The organism is Neobacillus sp. PVCKKU3, assembly GCF_058323225.1.
On the sequence record NZ_JBLVQN010000006.1, the window covers coordinates 95,371 to 113,611 of the forward strand.

Consider the following 18,241-nt stretch of genomic DNA (forward strand, 5'->3'; position numbering starts at 1 on the left):
ATGACAAACTTATTTGACTTAACCGGAAAAACGGCTGTAGCCGTAGGTGGAAATGGCGTATTAGGCTCAGCTATGGCAAAAGGATTAGCAGAGCATGGGGCAAAGGTTGCCATTGTCGGCCGCAATCTCGAAACCGCTGAAAAGGTTGTAAAGGAAATCGTCGAAGCTGGCGGGGAAGCGAAGGCTTTCCAAGCAGATGTTAGTTCAAAGGATTCCTTGCAGCAGGCAGCAACTGAAATCGAACAATGGGCTGGCGGCTGGGACATTCTCTTGAATGCACCAGGAACCAACAGTGCGACTCCATTCTTTGATCTTGATATGGATGAGTATGACAAAATCATGGATATAAACTTAAAAGGTATTGTGATGACCTGCCAAATTTTTGCGAAGCGAATGATTGAACAGGACAGAAAGGGCAGCATTATTAATATTTCGTCTGTTTCATCAACAACTCCGCTGTCCCGCGTCTTTACGTATTCTGTATCAAAAGCCGGCCTTAATAGCGTGACTCAATTTTTAGCACGTGAATTTGCGCAAAATGGAATCCGCGTCAATGCAATCATCCCTGGGTTCTTCCCGGCTGAACAAAATCGCAAAATTTTGGACAAGGAGCGGATTGAATCCATTATGCGTCATACGCCAATGAACCGCTTTGGTGAAGCTGAAGAGCTTCAAGGGGCAACTGTATGGCTTGCGTCTGAGAAAGCCTCAAGCTTTGTGACAGGCGCAATGATCCGTGTGGATGGCGGCTTCGGGGCAATGACCATTTAAACATAATGACGTCAATTCCCTAATAAGATAACAATGATGAAGTATAAATAGATTGATTTACCCGAGGGGAGAGGGGACAATGCTTACCGAGAAATACAGTAAATTACAGTCTATTCTCCGAGAAATGGATTCCGTTGTCGTTGCCTTTTCAGGCGGTGTGGATAGTACGTTTCTGTTAAAGGCTGCCGTCGAGACATTAGGGCCTGAGAAGGTCCTAGCGGTTACAGCCGATTCAGAAACCTATCCATCCAGCGAGCTTCAAGAGGCGATTAAACTAGCGGAAAAAATCGGCGTGAAGCATCAGGTAATTGAAACTTCCGAGTTAGCGATTCCCGGTTATGCAGAAAATAGTAAAAACCGCTGCTATTTTTGCAAAAGCAGCTTGTTTGATCATTTAATCCCTGTCATGGAAGAAAAGGGATTTAAAAATGTCATTTATGGTGTTATTGCCGATGATATGAATGAATTCCGTCCAGGCATGCGGGCAGCCAAAGAGAAGGGAATTCGCGGCCCGCTTCAGGAAGCAGACCTTTATAAGGAAGAAATCCGCGAGCTTTCCCGCGAGTTTGATTTGCCGACGTGGGATAAACCATCGTTCGCCTGTCTTTCTTCAAGGATTGCCTATGGTGAGTACATTACGAAAGAAAAGCTGACAAAGGTGGAAAAAGCAGAATACTATTTAAAATCCTTGCAAATCCGCCAGGTTCGTGTGAGAACTCACCAGGATATCGCCCGAATTGAGGTAGAGCCTAAGGATATGGCGGTCATTCTTGAAAATCATGATACGATTGTGCGTAAATTACAAGAGTTTGGCTATAAATATATAACACTTGATTTAATTGGCTATCAGAGCGGAAGTATGAATAAGGTTCTTTCCTAAAAGCTTTTTTCATTTGTTTTGCCTCCATAGAAAATTCACCTATAAAAAAGGCTATTGGACTTTTCCAAAGCCTTTTTTTATAGGTTGATAGACTGACAGTTATAAAAAAAAGTGGATAGAGGTGAGCAAATGAAAAAAATTTTACTGGTTGATGATGAGAGGTGGGTTCGGACAGCCCTTAAGTGGACAATCAAAAAGTTGGCACTTCCTCTAGAAATTATCCATGAATGCGGGAATGGTTTAGAGGCACTGGACTGGATCAAGCAAAATGACGTTGACCTTGTCATTACTGATATCCAAATGCCGATAATGGACGGGCTTTCGTTGGCGAATGAGTTATCAAAGTTAAACAAGAAACTGGATTGTTTTATCATTAGTGTTCATCATGAGTTCCAATTAGCGCATCAGGCGTTGAGGAGCGGTGTGACGGATTACCTTATTAAACCGATTGACGAAAAAGAATTAAAGGAATGCCTGGAAAAATGGTTATTTAAACGAAATAAAAAAGAGACAAGCAGAAAAATTGCTCAAGTACTGGATGAAACAATTCCATCATCTACCATTGAAAGGGTATTACAATATATAGAGAAAACCCCTTTAGATCAAATAACTCTAAAGGCTGCCGCAGACCATGTCCATATTAATCCCAGCTATTTAAGTCAATTATTCAAACAGCAGTTCAATAAAAAATTTGTTGGCTATATCACGGAGCTGCGAATACAAGAGAGTAAAAGATTGCTACAGAATACATCATTACGCATGTCAGAGATTGCGGAACGGGTTGGTTATTCGGATTTAGCTTATTTTAGTAATAATTTTAAAAGAATTACGGGTAGTTCTCCCTCTGAATTTAGAAAATCAAGCGTCTAACGGAGTCTATTAAATGACTCATTTTTTTGCTTTAAAAAATAGGAATTTAGAAATAGGTAAATAGACTTATTTTTCTAAATATTAAAAAAAACACAAATATAGCAAAAAAAATCCTATACTACTATCATTCAATAACCTCTTAAAATTATGGTTGAAAGCGTTTACTAAAACCGATTAATAGGGGGAAGAAAAATGGCGTCAGTATCAAAACAAATAAGAAAAACGTCAAGACTGAGAAAAACACTTCTTACGGGTACACTTGCTTTATCTCTGCTAGCTCCAGTCATGGTCTCGCAGGTAAGTGCAAATAGTAATGGAGATTTGGGGTATGTTGACCCAACTTCACAAAATGCCGGAAATGGAGGGGCAGATACGGTTACATATCGTATTGCAGCTAATCAAGCTACTGGTCAGCCTGAAATTGAGGCAGCTAAAAAAGGTGTGCTGACAGTAGATGGGAAGCAATTTAGGGATTTAAATGGCAACAGGAGTTTGGATCCTTACGAGGATTGGAGAATATCTGTGGCTCAGCGCGTGGCCAATCTGGTGTCAAAGATGACTCTGGAGGAAAAGGCAGGCATGATGTTAATTAACACGCACACTCCGATTGCCAACCCGGCTAATGGAAAATATGTAAAAGCTGATGACGATATGATTGTTAAGAAAAAAATGCGCCATGTCATCTTCCGGCAAACTCCGACTGTCGATGTAATTGCAAAATATACAAATCAGCTACAGGAATTAGCAGAGGAATCGAGATTGGGCATTCCGGTTGTTGTCACTTCCAACCCGCGCAACCACGCTTCCACCGATTACACTAATAATAGTGACGGTGCTGGCATGCACACCTTCTGGCCTGGTCCGCTAGGATTTGCAGCGGCACGAGACGCAGAAGCAGTTAAGGAATTCGGACAAATTGCTGCCAAGGAATGGAGAGCGGCTGGCATTCGCAAGGTTTATGGTTATACAGCAGATGTCTCCACAGACCCATTATGGGCAAGAATCGAAGACACCTTTGGTGAGGACCCTGCTCTAGCTTCAGACATGGTCTATAACGTGATAACCGGCTTTCAGGGCGAAAAACTTGGCAGCGACAGCGTTTCGATCACAGTCAAGCACTTCCCTGGCGGCGGGGCACGTGATAATGGATTAGACCCTCACTTTGTGGAGGGTAAATACAATCCGTATCCGACAGAAGGCAGCTTGTTAAAATACCACATTCCTCCTTTCCAGGCAGCGATCAAAGCTAACGTTACGTCTGTTATGCCATATTACGCGTTTCCGAGTAACGAGTATAGCGCTAATCAAGGATTGCCATGGTATAAACCTGATCAGCAATTTGAAGAAGTCGGCTTTGCACTAAACAAAGGAATTTTAGATTTCTTGCGCAACGACCTTGGATTCAAAGGATATGTAAACTCTGATACAGGTGCTGTTGGAAGCAACGCTTGGGGTGCGGAAGATTTATCGCCGGAAGCGAAAGTAGCTAAGGCCATTCAAGCAGGAACAGATATCATTTCAGGATCATCCGACCCGCAGCTAATTATCAATGCAGTAAACTTAGGGTTGCTAAAAGAAGCGGAAGTTAACGAATCTGTCTCATTGCTACTTACAGAAATGATGAATTTAGGTCTATTCGAAGACCCATATGTCGATCCGAAAAATGCTTTGGACGTTGTCGCAGATCCTAAAGCTCAAGCGTTAGCAGATGAAGCACACCTTAAGTCGGTTGTTTTATTACGCAACGATAAAAATATCCTGCCGTTAAAAGATGCTAAGCTGCAAAAAGTGAAGCTTTATGTTGAAATGTTCACTGGCGGAGATGCAGCCGCAGCAACAGCCAATTTAAAACAGACCATTAAAAATCATGATGCTTCTATCACGATCGTGGATAATCTTTCGGAAGCAACACATGCGTTTGTTTGGGTGAAACCGGCACAATCCAACTGGGATAATAATCCGCGAATCACGGTAGGTCCTGAAACAGGCGTCGCGAATGTGGATCGAATTATTCAAATCCAAAAAACCGTTCCAGCCATTACGGCGATCAACTTTATCAGCCCTTGGTTAATTAATCAAATTGAACCAAATGCGGCTGCTGTTCTAGCCACATACGGAACGAAGCCTGAAGCAGTAATTGATGTCATTCGCGGTGAATTTAACCCGATTGGAAAGCTGCCGATGGCCATCCCTGCTAGTGCTGAAGCAGTTGAAAATGAAGTTGGCGATGTCCCTAGCTTTGCACCTGAAGAAACCCCTAATTATTCTTATGTAAATAAAGCTGGTAACAAATATGAGTATGGATTTGGTCTTTCCTATAATCAAGGAAAAGCTGTAGGAAAACCAGACCATGCGGGTGAAATCAGCACACCTGCTCATGCCCCAAAAAAATAAAAAATAACAGGTAAGGGCTGTCCCCGTGGGGGCAGCTCCTTTTTCCCTTTTCATCAAATGTTTGAAATGGAAAAAATAACGGCTGCCATTTGAATGGCAGCCGTCATTTTTATACCCATTTTACTTCTAGCAAAAATTGTTCCTTAAATAGCTGGATTAAAAAATCATTATAAAAGTCGTTTCTGACGATAACTTGATAGCGGTTGTTGGCATGAATGTAAAAATGAATGTCTGTCAGCACCTTATTATCGTCGAAATATTGTCGGACCTTTTCAATCCCTTTTTTCTGTTCCTTTGATAGAAGGGTGATGGAGAATTCAAAATCATCTCCATTTTTCTTTTCCGTTAATTCAATCAGTTTCTCGTTCAATTTATACTCAACCTTCATCTAATCCCCTCCTAAATTAAATATCGCAAATAGATATAAACCGTACAAATCAAAATTGAAAGAATCATTAATGGAAAGGCGATGAGTAAGAATTTACCGAATGAAATATGGTGTCCTTCCTTAGCTGCCAACCCAGCCACAATGACATTGGCACTCGCGCCAATCAAGGTCCCGTTCCCACCAAGACATGCTCCTAGTGCCAGACTCCACCAAAGTGGTTCAAGGTTTTGAATACCAAGTTCGCCCATATCTTTAATCATTGGAATCATTGTGGCAACAAACGGGATATTGTCTATAAATGCAGATGCAATCGCACTTACCCACAGAATTAAAAGCGAAGTGGAGGTAACGTTTCCACCAGTAAGATGAACAGCTTTGTCTGCCAATAAGGAAATGACGCCCGTCTCAACCAATCCGGATACAAGCACAAACAGTCCGATAAAGAAGAAAATGGTTGTCCATTCTACTTTTTCTAAAGCTTTATCCAAATACTTTTCGCCTGTTAATAAAAGCAGCAGGAAAGCTCCGGCTAAAGCAACAGTGGCTGACTCAATATGTAATAATTGATGCAGGAAGAATCCTAATATCGTTAATCCGATGACAGTTAACGATTTTGTTAATAACACTTTATCGGTTATTTCCTCTTTTTCATCCAAATCCATTACATTTGCTTTTAGTTCAGGCGATGTTTTGAGTTGTTTTCGATATATGAGAGCCAAAATGGCAATATTCACTAAAAGGATAAGAATTGAAATAGCTGAAAGGTTATAAATGAATTCCATAAAGGTTAGTTCTTTAACAGCGCTTCCAAGCATGATATTCGGAGGATCACCAATCAGAGTAGCGGTTCCGCCAATATTTGACGCAAGGATTTGCGTTATTAAAAAGGGAATTGGATTCACCTGTAGTTGACGAGTAATACTGAAGGTAACAGGGACCATCAAAAGGACGGTGGTAACATTGTCCAAGAAAGCTGAAACTACTGCAGTTATGATCCCGAACATAATTAGCGTTTTTAAAGGATCAGCTCCTGCCTTTTTGGCGGACCATATAGCCAGATATTTGAACAAACCCGTTTCGGCTGTAATGGTAACGATAATCATCATACCGGTTAATAATCCAATGGTATTAAAATCAATATGATGAAGTGCTTCTTCTTGACCGACAATTCCCAGTACCACCATTAAAATTCCACCGATCATGGCGATGATGGTTCGGTGAATCTTTTCTGTTACGATAAAGGCATAGATGACGAGAAAAACGCCTAATGCTATGAGTGCTTGTGTTGACATGTTTCGACCTCTTCTCCCTAATTTCTGCTTAACAAGTGAATACAAAAAGGAGCCCAAAATATCACAGACTCCAATTCACCGAATATTTTCTTATTTAATTTTATAAAAGTCTGCATAGGTTGTAAAGTGTCTAAACAAATAGATGTTGTCCAAACTTACGTCTGTAGCCGTCCATTCCTCCGTTGGAAATGAACAGCCAGAGCAAGAAAGCCGGACAACAATTATTATTGTAATCACATCGCTCAGCAAAACAATGGATAATTTATGAATAAAAAAATAAATTTTTTAGACTCAGTGGCCTAATTTATTGATTGTATTAACCGTTTCCTTATGTTCAGGTTTTAATAATTTAAACAGCTCGGCATCTGTTTGGACAAGCGGTTTGCCGTTTTCGTCCGCAATCGGTCTGACCTCGGATATGCCATTTACGACCTTCCATTTGCCGGCTACTTTTTTAATATTTAAATCAATAATCCCCAGATGACTTCCGAACGCTCCTGCCATTACGACCGGTTTTCCATTTATTCGTCCGGTTTTCATATCGGTGTTGGCAATCTTTTGATAGGATGGCCCGGGAAACACGCTGTGAGAATGCCCAGAAAGGATCGCATCAATCCCGGGGATTTTTGTTAAATAGTAAACAGCATCCTCTGTATCAGGATGATATGGTTCGTCGGTGATTCCCGTATGGGCTAAAGCTATTACAACATCTGCACCTTCAGCCTTCATAATGGGGACATATTCCTTTGCGGTTTCTACAATCGGCCTTGGGAAAACTCGGCCTTCAAGGTTAGACTTATCCCACTTCATAATCTGAGTTGGCATGAAGCTTATCACTCCAATTCTCAGGTCATGTTTCTTCCCATCTTGGTCCTCTAAACTTCGTTTTAAAATGACGTAGGGTTTAAAATATGGGGTGTTCGTTTTTACAGAAATAACATTGGCGTTAATGGCAGGCATTTCAGCCCCTTTTAAAGCAGCATTTAAAAATTTTAACCCATAATTAAATTCGTGATTGCCGATGGCGATAGCATCATACTTTAAATGATTGAAAGCCCGGTAAACGGGGTGGACCTTGCCTTTGTTGATTCCTTTAATTCTGGCCAGATATTCTCCAAGGGGATTCCCCTTTAAGTGGTCGCCGCCATCAAATAACAGTGAATTCTTCACTTCGTTTCGGGCCTGGCGAATGAGGGAAGCCGTTTGAACCAGGCCGATTCGATTATTTTCCCTTGAAAGATAGTAATCATAGTTGATTAAATCCGCATGCAAATCGGTCGTTTCCAGCAATCTTAAGCCAATCGTCGTGCTTTTCTGTATTGCTGCTTTTGCAACCGGATGCGTCGAGGAAGGCTGCAAAATGAATAGAAGGATAACCAATAATAGAAAGGAAGTTTTTTTAAACAATAGAGGGACCTCCTTTGTTTTTAAAAGTATAGGTCCCACTAGTATTTGTTTTTTTAAAACAATTATTAATTAAAATTAGACCGACCTTCCTGTTAATGTATGAGTCTGCTTTCTTTTGCTTTATTTTTTAGTGTGCCGCCGTATTTTTCAATCGGCTCTTTTAAAACTAAACCAAAGATCAAGGTTACCAGGGTCATCACCGAAAGGATGGCAAGGTCATGTTTGGCAACATCCCATTCGATTCCTCCGACGGCTTCCCGCATCAGGCTGATGGCATAGGTGAAGGGTAAAAAAGGATGAAGCTTTTGAAAGAATGACGGCATTACCTGAACAGGAAAGGTGCCGCCAGCACCAGAAATTTGCAGGACAAGAAAAACAATGGCCAACCCCTTTCCAACATTTCCGAAAATGGATACCAGTGTATAGGTAATCAGCATAAAGATAGCACTAATCAATAATCCAAATAAGATAAACCAGGGCTTATCAACGACATAGGTCTTTAATAGCAGAATATCACCTGAGGTTACGATGAAAGATTGGCATAGCGCGATAGTCAAAAAGGTTAAAAAACGGCCTAAATAGACATGATTCGGATGATAGGTGCCAGGTAAACCACTTATCTCAACTGGGATTAATGAAATAAGAAGAGTTGCTCCGACCCATAAAGCAAGTGTGGTAAAAAAAGGCGACATCGCCGATCCGTAATTTGGAATCGGAAATAGCCTTTTTTCCTTTAATAGAACAGGCTCGGCAAAAAAGTCACTTTCCTTTTTGACATCGTTACGCAGCAAATCAATAATGTCACGGATATCCTCTGTTTTTTCAAATTCACGGATTTGATTGGCCAGATTTGTGATTTTTTGCTTTACAGCAGGGAAATCCTTTTTTATAAGAGCTAAATCCCGTTTCCCAATGGCAATTCCGGCTGCGGCATCCTGAAGGATTTTTTTAATTTGTGAAAGCGTTTGGTCAGCATTTGCAAAAAATTCATTTGCCTTGACGGGAACTTGTTTGGCGGCATCACTGATTTGCGCAAACTTCAGTGCGATTTTGCTGTCATATAGATTCACAAGCTGAGCTAAACCAGAAGACAGATCTAAAGCAATTTGGTTAGTCCTTACTAACAGGTCCTGCGAGGGTGTCCCAAGGCTTTGAATTGTTTTAAAATTTCTTATTAGGCTTTCGGCAGAGTCTTTTTGTTTGTTTAGTTGTGTTATTTCATTAACAAAAAGTGGAGCCGTCCCCAAATCATTTATTTGCTTTAATAGGTTGATTAAAAGAGTTTCCGCCCGGATTAATGCGGTAAGGCGGGTTATTCCATCGTTTAGTGCTCTTTGCCTTTCCTCTGAACTGGCGGTATTCGATAATAAAATTCCCGTGACCTGTTCCACATCCGCTGCTGTTTGCTCCATATAGATGAGATTTTGCTTAACGGCGGTTGCGAGATTTTCGAAGGTTTCTTGATTACTGTCAAAAAATGTTGTCAGTTGTCCGGATAGCTGCTGGGCACGGCCCATGATGGAATCTACTTCATTGAGTTTCACTTGTAAATCCGCCACAATTTTTTCTGCCTGGTCTGCGTCTTGATTCGCGGTATTGATGATAGTTTCGGCCTCTGCCAAATGATCGTTTAACCAAAAAATCATCGTTTTCAGTTTCTCTATATCCGGCAGATTCTTTTGCAATTCAATACCAAGCCGATTAAAGATATCAAAAATAACGCCATTGGCTGTCTTCACAAAGTTTTTGCTGATTTGCTCTTTAATGCCTGTGGCTCCTTTAGCAGTGATTTTTGGGGCAATGGCATTAATTTTTTCATTTACAACATAGTTGAGTACCGGCTTTTGCGGGTTATCGCTGAGGACAGTGCCAATTTTTTCGGAGAAATCATTCGGAATCGTAATGCTCGCGAAATAGTCTCCGTGTTTCACGCCTTGGCCCGCTTTTTTAGCATCAACAAAAGCCCAGCCAAGCGATTTATTTTGTTTAAGAGAGTTCACAACCTCTTTGCCGATGTTGATATTTTTTCCTCTTAGGACGGTGCCGTTATCCTCATTGACAACGGCAATTGGAATTCCGCCAGTATGGCCGTATGGATCCCATGACGCTTTTATATTAAACCAGGCATAAAGAGACGGCAGAAACATCAGTGCAATAATAACGAGGGCTGCAGCCCAATTCGTCGTGACACTTTTTATATCATCTTGATAAATTCTTAAAATCTTCATATCAGCCAATCACCTAACAATGATGTTTAATAATTAATAGTATTTGTCATATTTACCTGTTGATACCCAAGATTTAAAAAGCAAATGCTACGAATGCTGGTCAGAAATTTGTCAAAAACATATGAACAAATAGTGAATAATACTATCTTCATAATAAAAAAGAAGATAAATTTTTTATAATGATGGTAGTTAAATCAGGGAGGTAATTGGACATGAATATAACTACTATTATTGAATTAGAGAACCAAGAAGTTGAAGCGATTGCCGGTGCAAAATTAGTGTTCGCCCAGGAACAAATTGAGGAAAATATCATCGAGACCTGTGTGGAATGTTTCCAAGAGGAAGAGTCCGAGGATCGGATTTCAACGGAAGAAGCAATGGAGAGAGTGTTTGCTAAATTACAGGAAGATGGAGTTATTCCGGCAAATGTCGAGGAGTTTTCCTTTGAACTGCCATCCTGCGAAAGATTAAAAAGCAAAGCTGATAATATGGCCGACATTCCGCAAAAAGTTATTCTATCATTTGTGTCATAAAGAAGTTCCTAGGAGCTTCTTTTTTCCATTCTGAGTTGTACGCAAGTGTGACATAAGTCAATGTCAGCAGACTTCCATGTGCATGATAATGGATTTGGCAAACTTCGAAGATTGGTTAGGAGAACTTATTTGTAAACGCTTACAAGAGTGAGGGGCGGTTGTTAATTTGAGTGCGAATGGCAGGATTACCATTTTATCAGGGCATTTTGGCAGCGGAAAAACCGAGATTTCCATCAATTTGGCTTTATCACAACGGATGAAACACGATAAAGTTGCCATCAATGATTTGGATATTATCAACCCTTATTATCGTTCCCGGGATGCTGCCTCAGTTTTCAGGGAGCATGATGTAGAATTAATCGCCCCGCAAAGCCGCTTGGCTTCAGCAGATTTGCCAATCGTATCAGGGGAGATTTACCGGGTGCTCCATGACCCCCGCTATCGCTTAATTGTGGATGCCGGAGGGGACAAGGACGGGGCGACAGCGCTTGGGCAATATTATCATGAATGGAAAGAGTTGCAGCCGGAATTATGGTTTGTCTTGAATGCGAACAGGCCTTATGTCAGTACAGTAGAGGGGGCTGCATACACGATTGGCCAGATTGAAAAGGCCTCCCGCTTGAAGGTGACCGGCATTATTAATAATACCAACTTCGGTCTTGAAACCACCATGGAAGATGTTTGGCGGGGCCATGAGTTAAGTTGTCAATTGTCAGAAAAGCTGGATATCCCATTTTTATATACAACGATAGCCAATCATCTGAAAAAAGATGCTTGCGATTTTGCTTGCCGATATGAAGCGGTTTTTATTGAGCGGTATATGAAGTTACCTTGGGAAGGGTGAGTTCTATGGAAAAACGAGTTGTTTTTAATGAAGCCAGTTGTAAATCGTGCAGCCTTTGTGTGCAGGTTTGTCCCACCAATGTTATTTTTCTAGTAGACTATTTAAACGGAAATGGATACCGGCCTGCTACGGTTGTTGACCAGGAGAACTGCATCAGCTGTGCCAAGTGTGCCCAGGTTTGTCCGGATACGGTCATCTCAGTATATAGGCCAGTCAAGGTATTACAAACGGTGTGATAGGGGGCGGTAGTTGTATGGGGAAAGTATTAATGAAGGGAAATGAAGTGATTGCAGAGGCGGCAGTCCATGCTGGCTGTAAATATTTTTTCGGTTACCCGATTACGCCGCAAAGTGAGCTGGTTGCCTACATGGCTAGACGGCTGCCGGAAGTGGGCGGTTTGTTTTTGCAGGCGGAAAGTGAGGTTGCCGCCATTAATATGGTGTACGGTGCCGCTTCGGCAGGAGTCCGGGTGATGACGTCCTCGTCAAGCCCAGGCTTTAGCTTGAAGCAAGAAGGGATTTCTTATCTAGCAGGAGCACAGCTGCCGGCCGTGATCGTCAATATTGCCAGAGGCGGCCCGGGGCTCGGCAATATCCAGCCCGCCCAATCGGATTATTTTCAGGTAACGAAAGGGGGCGGGCACGGCGATTATCATACTCCCGTTCTTGCTCCGGCCAGCCTGCAGGAAATTGTTGAATTGACCAAGGATGCATTTGATATTGCCGACCGTTACCGGACACCGGTTATTTTGCTGGGGGACGGAATGCTTGGGCAAATGATGGAACCGGTGGAATTCACGGAGCGTACAGAAATTCATGAATTTGCTAAGCCGTGGGCGACAACCGGGACACGTGGGGACGGCCCTCCTAGGACGATCACATCTTTAGACCTTGATGCCGAAAGTTTGGAAAAACGTAACTGGGAGCTGCAGCGGAAGTTTGCTGCTATTGTGGAGAATGAGGTGCGCTTTGAAACGTATCTGACGGAAGATGCCGATTATATTATGGTGGCTTTTGGGACGGTAGCACGGATTACCATGAATGCTGTAAATAAGGCAAGAGAAGTAGGCGTACGAGTTGGATTGATCAGGCCGATTTCATTATGGCCATTCCCAGAGAAGCCTTTCCTTGAAACACGTGACCGGGTAAAAGGCTATATTTCAGTAGAAATGAGCGCCGGACAAATGATCGAGGATGTCAGGCTGGTTGTAGAGGGACATGCTCCGGTGGACTTCTTCGGACGAACAGGCGGCATTGTGCCAACGCAGGAAGAAATTTTTGAAAAAATCATGATGGCTGCCAGGGGTGTGACGGTATGACAATGAAGACAGTCTTTCAAAAAACGAGCGGTTTAACTGACAAGCCTACACACTATTGTCCGGGCTGCACTCATGGCGTCATTCATCGCCTGGTGGCCGAGGTTTTGGAGGAAATGGGTGTTTTGGAAGATACGGTTGGCGTGGCTTCAGTCGGCTGTTCGGTTTTGTCTTATGAATATTTTAACTGTGATATGACGCAGGCTGCCCATGGCCGCGCGCCGGCGGTAGCAACCGGAGTGAAACGGGTTCTGCCGGACCGGATGGTGTTTACCTATCAAGGTGACGGTGACCTTGCTTCAATTGGTATTAGTGAGGTCATCCATGCGGCTGCTCGTGGTGAGAATATTACCGTTATTTTTGTAAATAACGCCATTTACGGGATGACTGGCGGACAGATGGCGCCTACTAGTTTGATTGGGCAAAAGACAGCGACGACCCCATATGGACGGGACGTCTCGGTCCACGGTTCACCGATTAAAGTTTGTGAAATGATTTCCGTGCTGGATGGCGCCGCATATATAGAGCGGGTATCAACCCATGATGTTCCCCATATTCAGAAAGCCAAGAAGGCCATTCGCCGGGCCTTTGAAACACAAAAAAGGGGCGGCGGCTTTTCAATGGTTGAGATTTTATCGACATGCCCGACAAACTGGGGGCTGGACCCGGTGGAGTCACTTGAATGGGTAAAGGACAATATGGTACCAGTTTACCCTTTGGGGGTTTATAAAAATATACCTATAGAAGGGATTAAATAAAAAAGAGGGGGTGGGCGGAATTATGCTTGAGGAAATGATTATTGCCGGCTTTGGCGGCCAGGGAGTGATGTCGATGGGACAGCTGATTGCCTATGCCGGTATGCTAGAAGGGAAAGGTGTCTCCTGGCTTCCTTCGTACGGCCCAGAACAGCGCGGCGGGACAGCGAACTGTGCGGTAGTGGTCAGTGATGAACCAGTCGGCTCGCCAGTCGTAACTCGGCCGTCAACAGCGATTATTTTAAATAACCCTTCCTTTGACAAGTTTGAACCTCGTATTCGTCCGGGCGGGCTGCTCATCGTTAATTCGTCGCTGGTGACCAAGGCTTCTGGGCGGGAAGATATTAAACTGATTGAAATACCAGCAACCGACATGGCCAATGATCTTGGCAATTCGCGTGTGGCCAATATGATTTTATTGGGGGCGTTCCTGTATTATGCGCAAGTCGTTTCAGAGGGGGCCGTCATTGAATCGTTGAAGAAGGTTCTTGGCGAAGAAAAACAGCACTTGATTGAGGTCAATAAATTGGCATTGCAAAAGGGAGCGTCTTTTGTTGGGGAGTGAATACCTGTTTAATGTGGGGGCCAGCCGGAGATTCGGCTGGCTTTTCTCGTACCTCTCATTAATAATATAATCTTCGAGGAAAAGACGCTATATTGCTCAAGGGCAAAAGAAAAAATGGCCGGTGGTAAAAATAGGGCGGCTATATTGCCCGGGGACCAACGAAAAAAGGGCCCATGGTAAAAATAGGGCGGCTATATTGCCCAGGAACACCCGAAAAACAAGCTAGCGGTAAAAATAGGAGCTTCTTCCCCTTTTTATTCAAAATAACGCCCTAATGTATTCCCTTTAGCTATATAATTTTGTAGTAAAATTCTTCTAATTGTCTTTTTTGATACCATTTCATTACACCACTCAAAAACCAAATTGGTAGTAATCTTAATTCCTGGAAACAGCATAACCAACTCCCGTACACTCCGCAAAACCGCAGAATCAACGTACTCCTCATGCCCGCATAATTCGCACACAATTTTATTTCCCTCTAAAGACGTTGAAAGTGTATGGCAGGAAGTAGAAAGGATCCCTTTTTGCAAGTGAGTATATTCATATGAAGGAAATTCAGCAAAGGGAAATTCTTCTTGATCAAGCGAAATGAGCAGCTCTGCCAGTTTCTCATGACCCTCATTCAGTCTTGAAAATGTTTTATCCAATTTCCTCATAAATTTCTTGATTTGTGTCGGGAAAATAACATGGTCATTTTGAGGCGCTTGGTATAAGGTAAACTCGGGGTTTATGTGGACTAGGTAAGATTCAACATGATATTTGTATCCATAGTTTTGAAGCAATTGCCTAAATAGGTTTTCACATCGCTCCAACTGATTAAGAGGGTTTTTTATCTCGCGATTACCTTTCTTTAAATGCCCGTCAGCATCGTAATAAAAATCCCCTTCAAAATTTTTCACATCAATCAGATAAATTTCTCTTTGATAGATAATCACTGTATCAATTTGAAAATAAGATTTGTTGAGCTTGAGCTGCAAATCGTTAATCACTAGACACTGACACTGAAGCTTTTCAGTCAATTTGTCAAACTCCAATTCACCGGCAAAACCCTTTTCCGCATTCAGATAATTCCATTTGTCATCATCTGACAACAGCATGCGGGCATTCAATGACCTCATTTTCCTTAATTCCTTTCTTAATGTGCGCGGTTTCTTTAGCATAGTCCACCATCCTTTATGAAAAGTCTCAAATTTATTTTACTAAAAAAATACCTTCCTCCGAGACGCAAACTATGAAATATCTGTTAACATTTCCCTGTCCGCCCAATAGTTTTGAAAAAATAGTGACATATTAAAAGAAGTGATACAACTCACTTAAATGAAAATGATTATCATTTATAATAAGAAACATAAAGGAGGCATCAACAATGGAAAAAAATTCAGTTAAAGCATATATGGAATACAGTGAAGAGAAGTTCACAAAAAGGATTATCTATAAGAAGGGTGAAACGACAGCATTCGTTTTAAACTTTCTGCCAAATCAAACCCTCCCAACTCATAAACACCCGGGAACTGAGGTTTATCTGTATGTTCTAACCGGCACCGGAACAATAATCATAGATGGAACAGAGACAGCAGTATCTGAGGCAGACCTCATCCATGTTCAAAGCGAAGAGGAAATGGCCTTCAAAAATACGGGCAGCGAACCTGTAAGTTTATATGTAGTATTAAGTAAAATTCCAAGTGAGCTATATGCTAAAAATATTTAACAGCAAAAGCCAGCCCAATCAGGCTGGCTTTTTACGATGCGATACATCACGTTTATTCTTGAACCCAAAGAACCACCAATTCCAATCACCTAACAGCTTCATTAAAGAAGGAACAAGGACCATCCGGACAATGGTAGCATCAATAAAGATGGCGACCGCAATGCCGACTCCCAATTGCTTGATTGGCATGACGCCTGTAAAAGCAAAAGCACCTGTCACGACAATCATAATCGCTGCAGCGGAGGTAATAATTTTACTCGTGTACGTTAAACCGGAAATGGTCGCTTCAGTATTATCTCCCGTTTTCAGATATAACTCCTGAATTCGGGAGATAAGAAATACCTCGTAATCCATGGACAATCCAAATACAAGCGTAAACACAAAAACGGGCAGAATCAATCCGATGTTAACGGGAGAAACCCCGAGATGTCCTTCCTGGAAAACCCATACGACAATCCCGAATGTGCAGCCAAGGCTCAAGGCATTCATCAAGATGGCTTTAAGCGGAATAAGAATCGACCGAAAAGCAGCCATTAATATTACCAAAGTTGAAATCATAATCAATAGCAAGCCATACGGAGCCTTCTTGATAATTTCATCAAAGATTTCCTGCTCGAACTTAATGGGACCGCCAACCGAAGCCTTCACACCTAAATCTTTGGCGGACCAATCCTTAACCCATTGCCGGGCTTTAGCTGAATGCTCGCCGGTCTTTAAGTAGACTTCAACAAGCATTTTATTTTCACGGACGAAGTGATCGAAAACTGGGGTGAGCTTGCTCATTTCACCATAAAGCAGCAGCTGTTGGAATTGCGCTGCATTCTTAATGCCAAAAGCAGAAAATGGCGAATCGACCGTATAAACCAGTGGGTCCTTCTCCAATTTATTGATTACTAGACTTACCTTTTCGAGATTATCCCTCGTCAGCACACCGCCGCTGGTCTCCAGAATAATCGATACTTTCTTTTCATCGCGTTTTTCTTTTTCAAAAAAATGTTCTTTAAATTTTTCTAAAGCGACACGCGACGGATAATTAGGAGGCAGGGAATCGGTGCCCGGAATCGTCAGAACCATTTGCTTCACGGGAATCAGTCCGACCAGCAAAATGGCAAGAGCGCAGACTGCCATCAGAACGGGCCGCCGCATGACAAACTTGGCAAATAAATACCAGCCGCTTACCCGATCGTCCGAAATCCGTAAAACGCTAAATTTATTGATTCTATGTCCCAATAGTGCCAAGAACGCCGGCAGGAACGTTAAAGAACAGAGTGCAGAAACAAGGACGACCGTCATTCCGCCGAGGGCGACATTTTGAAAAATATCAATTTGGATAAACCAAAGCCCTGATAACCCGATAAAGACGCAGAGGCCGGAAAAAATAATGGACCTGCCAGCTGTGGCAACGGTAATCGCGATGGCCTCGCCAACAGATTTTCTGGTTAGCTCTTCCTTATAACGGTTAATAAATAACAGCGCAAAATCGATACTCAAGGCAAGGCCGATCATCGGTACAATATTCAAGATAAAAATGGTTAGGTCGATGCTGTAACTGAAAAAATAAACTGTCCCCATGGTGGTTAAAATGGATACCACACCAATAATTAGCGGAAGGGCTGACGCGACAAGACTGCCGAAAGCGAGGATGAGAACGAGCAGGGCGATCGGCAGGCCAATCATCTCTGCTTTCGCCAAATCCTCTTGGCTGGCTGTATTTAAATCTTTAACAATGATTGGTTCCCCCGTCATCGTTACCTTTAATCCATTTTTGTTTCTCAGCAGCTTTTTTAAATCGCTTATTTCTGCCCCAAGGCTTTCCGCTTTTTTATTAAAGGTAAGCAGGCCATAAGCGTAATTCCCTTTTATCATACCGTCTTGGGCAAAGGGGGGAATGATGTCCTCTGCATGGTCAAAGTCCTTTAGCCTTACAAAGGTATCCTCCATAAAATCCCGAAACTTTTCATCGCTGATGCCTTTTTCCTTTTGAAAAACAAGGATGATCGATGACTTGGCTTGTCCAAAGTCTTTTTCCAAAATCCGCCTTGTTTCGTTATATTCCCCCTTATATTCAAAACCGTTTCCGCTTAACACAGCAGGCAGTTTCAAAGCGAAAAAGCCAAACAGGATAATAGCTAAAACCCAAACCAGCATCACCCCTTTTCGATTCCGAAAAATGAATCCACCGAGCTTTTCCACCCCATCACCCCCAATAAAAAATAACAATCAAATTAAGTATACAAAATATTACAGCGATAAACGTTTGACTATTTCATGACTTTTTAAAAAGAAAACCT

General features: G+C 42.2%; 18 protein-coding genes. 12 read left to right on the forward strand and 6 right to left on the reverse strand.

Going from position 1 to position 18,241, the window contains the following annotated elements; genetic code table 11:
- The 4 genes from ACNQGS_RS06060 to ACNQGS_RS06075 all read left to right on the forward strand — a co-directional run bounded on the left by ACNQGS_RS06060 (position 1) and on the right by ACNQGS_RS06075 (position 4,915).
- Complete coding sequence (locus ACNQGS_RS06060) at positions 1–771, forward strand: SDR family oxidoreductase (protein ID WP_423801391.1); 771 nt, start codon at positions 1–3, stop codon at positions 769–771.
- Between the two features lie 79 nt (positions 772–850).
- Positions 851–1,651, forward strand: a complete 801-nt coding sequence (larE, locus tag ACNQGS_RS06065; protein ID WP_491486551.1) for an ATP-dependent sacrificial sulfur transferase LarE — start codon at positions 851–853, stop codon at positions 1,649–1,651.
- Between the two features lie 129 nt (positions 1,652–1,780).
- Positions 1,781–2,521: a response regulator transcription factor gene (locus ACNQGS_RS06070; RefSeq protein WP_491486552.1), complete on the forward strand. Its 741-nt coding sequence runs from the start codon at positions 1,781–1,783 to the stop codon at positions 2,519–2,521.
- 192 nt (positions 2,522–2,713) lie between these two features.
- The gene (locus ACNQGS_RS06075) at positions 2,714–4,915 is read left to right on the forward strand and encodes a glycoside hydrolase family 3 protein (protein WP_491486553.1); all 2,202 of its coding nucleotides are present in this window, start codon (positions 2,714–2,716) and stop codon (positions 4,913–4,915) included.
- 109 nt (positions 4,916–5,024) lie between these two features.
- Here the strand turns inward: ACNQGS_RS06075 and ACNQGS_RS06080 are convergent, their stop codons facing one another.
- Together ACNQGS_RS06080 and ACNQGS_RS06085 are read right to left on the reverse strand one after the other, a co-directional pair.
- On the reverse strand, positions 5,025–5,303 hold the full coding sequence (locus tag ACNQGS_RS06080) for a hypothetical protein (protein WP_423801395.1): 279 nt from the start codon (positions 5,301–5,303) through the stop codon (positions 5,025–5,027).
- Positions 5,304–5,314: 11 nt separating this feature from the next.
- Positions 5,315–6,595: an ArsB/NhaD family transporter gene (locus ACNQGS_RS06085; RefSeq protein ID WP_464493310.1), complete on the reverse strand. Its 1,281-nt coding sequence runs from the start codon at positions 6,593–6,595 to the stop codon at positions 5,315–5,317.
- Between the two features lie 145 nt (positions 6,596–6,740).
- On the opposite strand from ACNQGS_RS06085, the gene ACNQGS_RS06090 reads away from it, so the two are divergent.
- Complete coding sequence (locus ACNQGS_RS06090; RefSeq protein ID WP_491486554.1) at positions 6,741–6,863, forward strand: hypothetical protein; 123 nt, start codon at positions 6,741–6,743, stop codon at positions 6,861–6,863.
- A gap of 23 nt (positions 6,864–6,886) precedes the next feature.
- Here ACNQGS_RS06090 and ACNQGS_RS06095 read toward each other — a convergent pair whose 3' ends face one another.
- Both ACNQGS_RS06095 and ACNQGS_RS06100 read right to left on the reverse strand, forming a co-directional pair.
- Complete coding sequence (locus ACNQGS_RS06095; RefSeq protein WP_491486555.1) at positions 6,887–8,002, reverse strand: metallophosphoesterase; 1,116 nt, start codon at positions 8,000–8,002, stop codon at positions 6,887–6,889.
- A 92-nt stretch (positions 8,003–8,094) separates the two neighbouring features.
- Positions 8,095–10,230, reverse strand: coding sequence for a YhgE/Pip family protein (locus ACNQGS_RS06100; RefSeq protein WP_491486556.1), 2,136 nt, complete (start codon positions 10,228–10,230; stop codon positions 8,095–8,097).
- Positions 10,231–10,442: 212 nt separating this feature from the next.
- Between ACNQGS_RS06100 and ACNQGS_RS06105 the strand changes: the two genes are divergently transcribed.
- From ACNQGS_RS06105 to ACNQGS_RS06130, 6 genes are all read left to right on the forward strand, one after another.
- Positions 10,443–10,763: a hypothetical protein gene (locus ACNQGS_RS06105; RefSeq protein ID WP_213141133.1), complete on the forward strand. Its 321-nt coding sequence runs from the start codon at positions 10,443–10,445 to the stop codon at positions 10,761–10,763.
- A 166-nt stretch (positions 10,764–10,929) separates the two neighbouring features.
- Positions 10,930–11,607 (forward strand): hypothetical protein, encoded by a 678-nt coding sequence (locus tag ACNQGS_RS06110; protein WP_491486557.1) that lies wholly within the window; start codon positions 10,930–10,932, stop codon positions 11,605–11,607.
- Positions 11,608–11,612: 5 nt separating this feature from the next.
- Positions 11,613–11,843 carry a 4Fe-4S binding protein gene (locus ACNQGS_RS06115; protein ID WP_491486558.1) on the forward strand — a complete coding sequence of 77 codons (231 nt, stop codon included), beginning with the start codon at positions 11,613–11,615 and terminating at the stop codon, positions 11,841–11,843.
- A gap of 17 nt (positions 11,844–11,860) precedes the next feature.
- Positions 11,861–12,925 (forward strand): 3-methyl-2-oxobutanoate dehydrogenase subunit VorB, encoded by a 1,065-nt coding sequence (locus ACNQGS_RS06120; protein ID WP_491486559.1) that lies wholly within the window; start codon positions 11,861–11,863, stop codon positions 12,923–12,925.
- A complete protein-coding gene (locus ACNQGS_RS06125; RefSeq protein ID WP_491486560.1) occupies positions 12,922–13,680 on the forward strand; it encodes a thiamine pyrophosphate-dependent enzyme in 759 nt (252 codons plus the stop codon). Before ACNQGS_RS06120 ends, ACNQGS_RS06125 begins: the two co-directional genes overlap by 4 nt.
- Positions 13,681–13,702: 22 nt before the next feature.
- Positions 13,703–14,242 (forward strand): 2-oxoacid:ferredoxin oxidoreductase subunit gamma family protein, encoded by a 540-nt coding sequence (locus ACNQGS_RS06130; RefSeq protein ID WP_491486561.1) that lies wholly within the window; start codon positions 13,703–13,705, stop codon positions 14,240–14,242.
- Between the two features lie 254 nt (positions 14,243–14,496).
- Here the strand turns inward: ACNQGS_RS06130 and ACNQGS_RS06135 are convergent, their stop codons facing one another.
- Positions 14,497–15,402 carry a nuclease-related domain-containing protein gene (locus ACNQGS_RS06135; protein ID WP_491486562.1) on the reverse strand — a complete coding sequence of 302 codons (906 nt, stop codon included), beginning with the start codon at positions 15,400–15,402 and terminating at the stop codon, positions 14,497–14,499.
- Between the two features lie 206 nt (positions 15,403–15,608).
- On the opposite strand from ACNQGS_RS06135, the gene ACNQGS_RS06140 reads away from it, so the two are divergent.
- Complete coding sequence (locus ACNQGS_RS06140) at positions 15,609–15,950, forward strand: cupin domain-containing protein (protein ID WP_491486563.1); 342 nt, start codon at positions 15,609–15,611, stop codon at positions 15,948–15,950.
- Positions 15,951–15,968: 18 nt separating this feature from the next.
- Here ACNQGS_RS06140 and ACNQGS_RS06145 read toward each other — a convergent pair whose 3' ends face one another.
- On the reverse strand, positions 15,969–18,143 hold the full coding sequence (locus ACNQGS_RS06145; protein ID WP_491486564.1) for an MMPL family transporter: 2,175 nt from the start codon (positions 18,141–18,143) through the stop codon (positions 15,969–15,971).
- Positions 18,144–18,241 lie beyond the last annotated feature (98 nt).

Excerpts from the sequence above, each read along its gene's own strand:
- ACNQGS_RS06125 (WP_491486560.1), top strand. The coding sequence starts at position 12,922 with ATGACAATGAAGACAGTCTTTCAAAAAACGAGCGGTTTAACTGACAAG.
- ACNQGS_RS06120 (WP_491486559.1), top strand. The coding sequence starts at position 11,861 with ATGGGGAAAGTATTAATGAAGGGAAATGAAGTGATTGCAGAGGCGGCA.
- ACNQGS_RS06085 (WP_464493310.1), bottom strand. The coding sequence starts at position 6,595 with ATGTCAACACAAGCACTCATAGCATTAGGCGTTTTTCTCGTCATCTAT.
- ACNQGS_RS06130 (WP_491486561.1), top strand. The coding sequence starts at position 13,703 with ATGCTTGAGGAAATGATTATTGCCGGCTTTGGCGGCCAGGGAGTGATG.
- ACNQGS_RS06060 (WP_423801391.1), top strand. The coding sequence starts at position 1 with ATGACAAACTTATTTGACTTAACCGGAAAAACGGCTGTAGCCGTAGGT.
- ACNQGS_RS06075 (WP_491486553.1), top strand. The coding sequence starts at position 2,714 with ATGGCGTCAGTATCAAAACAAATAAGAAAAACGTCAAGACTGAGAAAA.
- ACNQGS_RS06115 (WP_491486558.1), top strand. The coding sequence starts at position 11,613 with ATGGAAAAACGAGTTGTTTTTAATGAAGCCAGTTGTAAATCGTGCAGC.
- ACNQGS_RS06105 (WP_213141133.1), top strand. The coding sequence starts at position 10,443 with ATGAATATAACTACTATTATTGAATTAGAGAACCAAGAAGTTGAAGCG.
- ACNQGS_RS06100 (WP_491486556.1), bottom strand. The coding sequence starts at position 10,230 with ATGAAGATTTTAAGAATTTATCAAGATGATATAAAAAGTGTCACGACG.
- ACNQGS_RS06135 (WP_491486562.1), bottom strand. The coding sequence starts at position 15,402 with ATGCTAAAGAAACCGCGCACATTAAGAAAGGAATTAAGGAAAATGAGG.
- ACNQGS_RS06070 (WP_491486552.1), top strand. The coding sequence starts at position 1,781 with ATGAAAAAAATTTTACTGGTTGATGATGAGAGGTGGGTTCGGACAGCC.
- ACNQGS_RS06140 (WP_491486563.1), top strand. The coding sequence starts at position 15,609 with ATGGAAAAAAATTCAGTTAAAGCATATATGGAATACAGTGAAGAGAAG.
- larE (WP_491486551.1), top strand. The coding sequence starts at position 851 with ATGCTTACCGAGAAATACAGTAAATTACAGTCTATTCTCCGAGAAATG.
- ACNQGS_RS06080 (WP_423801395.1), bottom strand. The coding sequence starts at position 5,303 with ATGAAGGTTGAGTATAAATTGAACGAGAAACTGATTGAATTAACGGAA.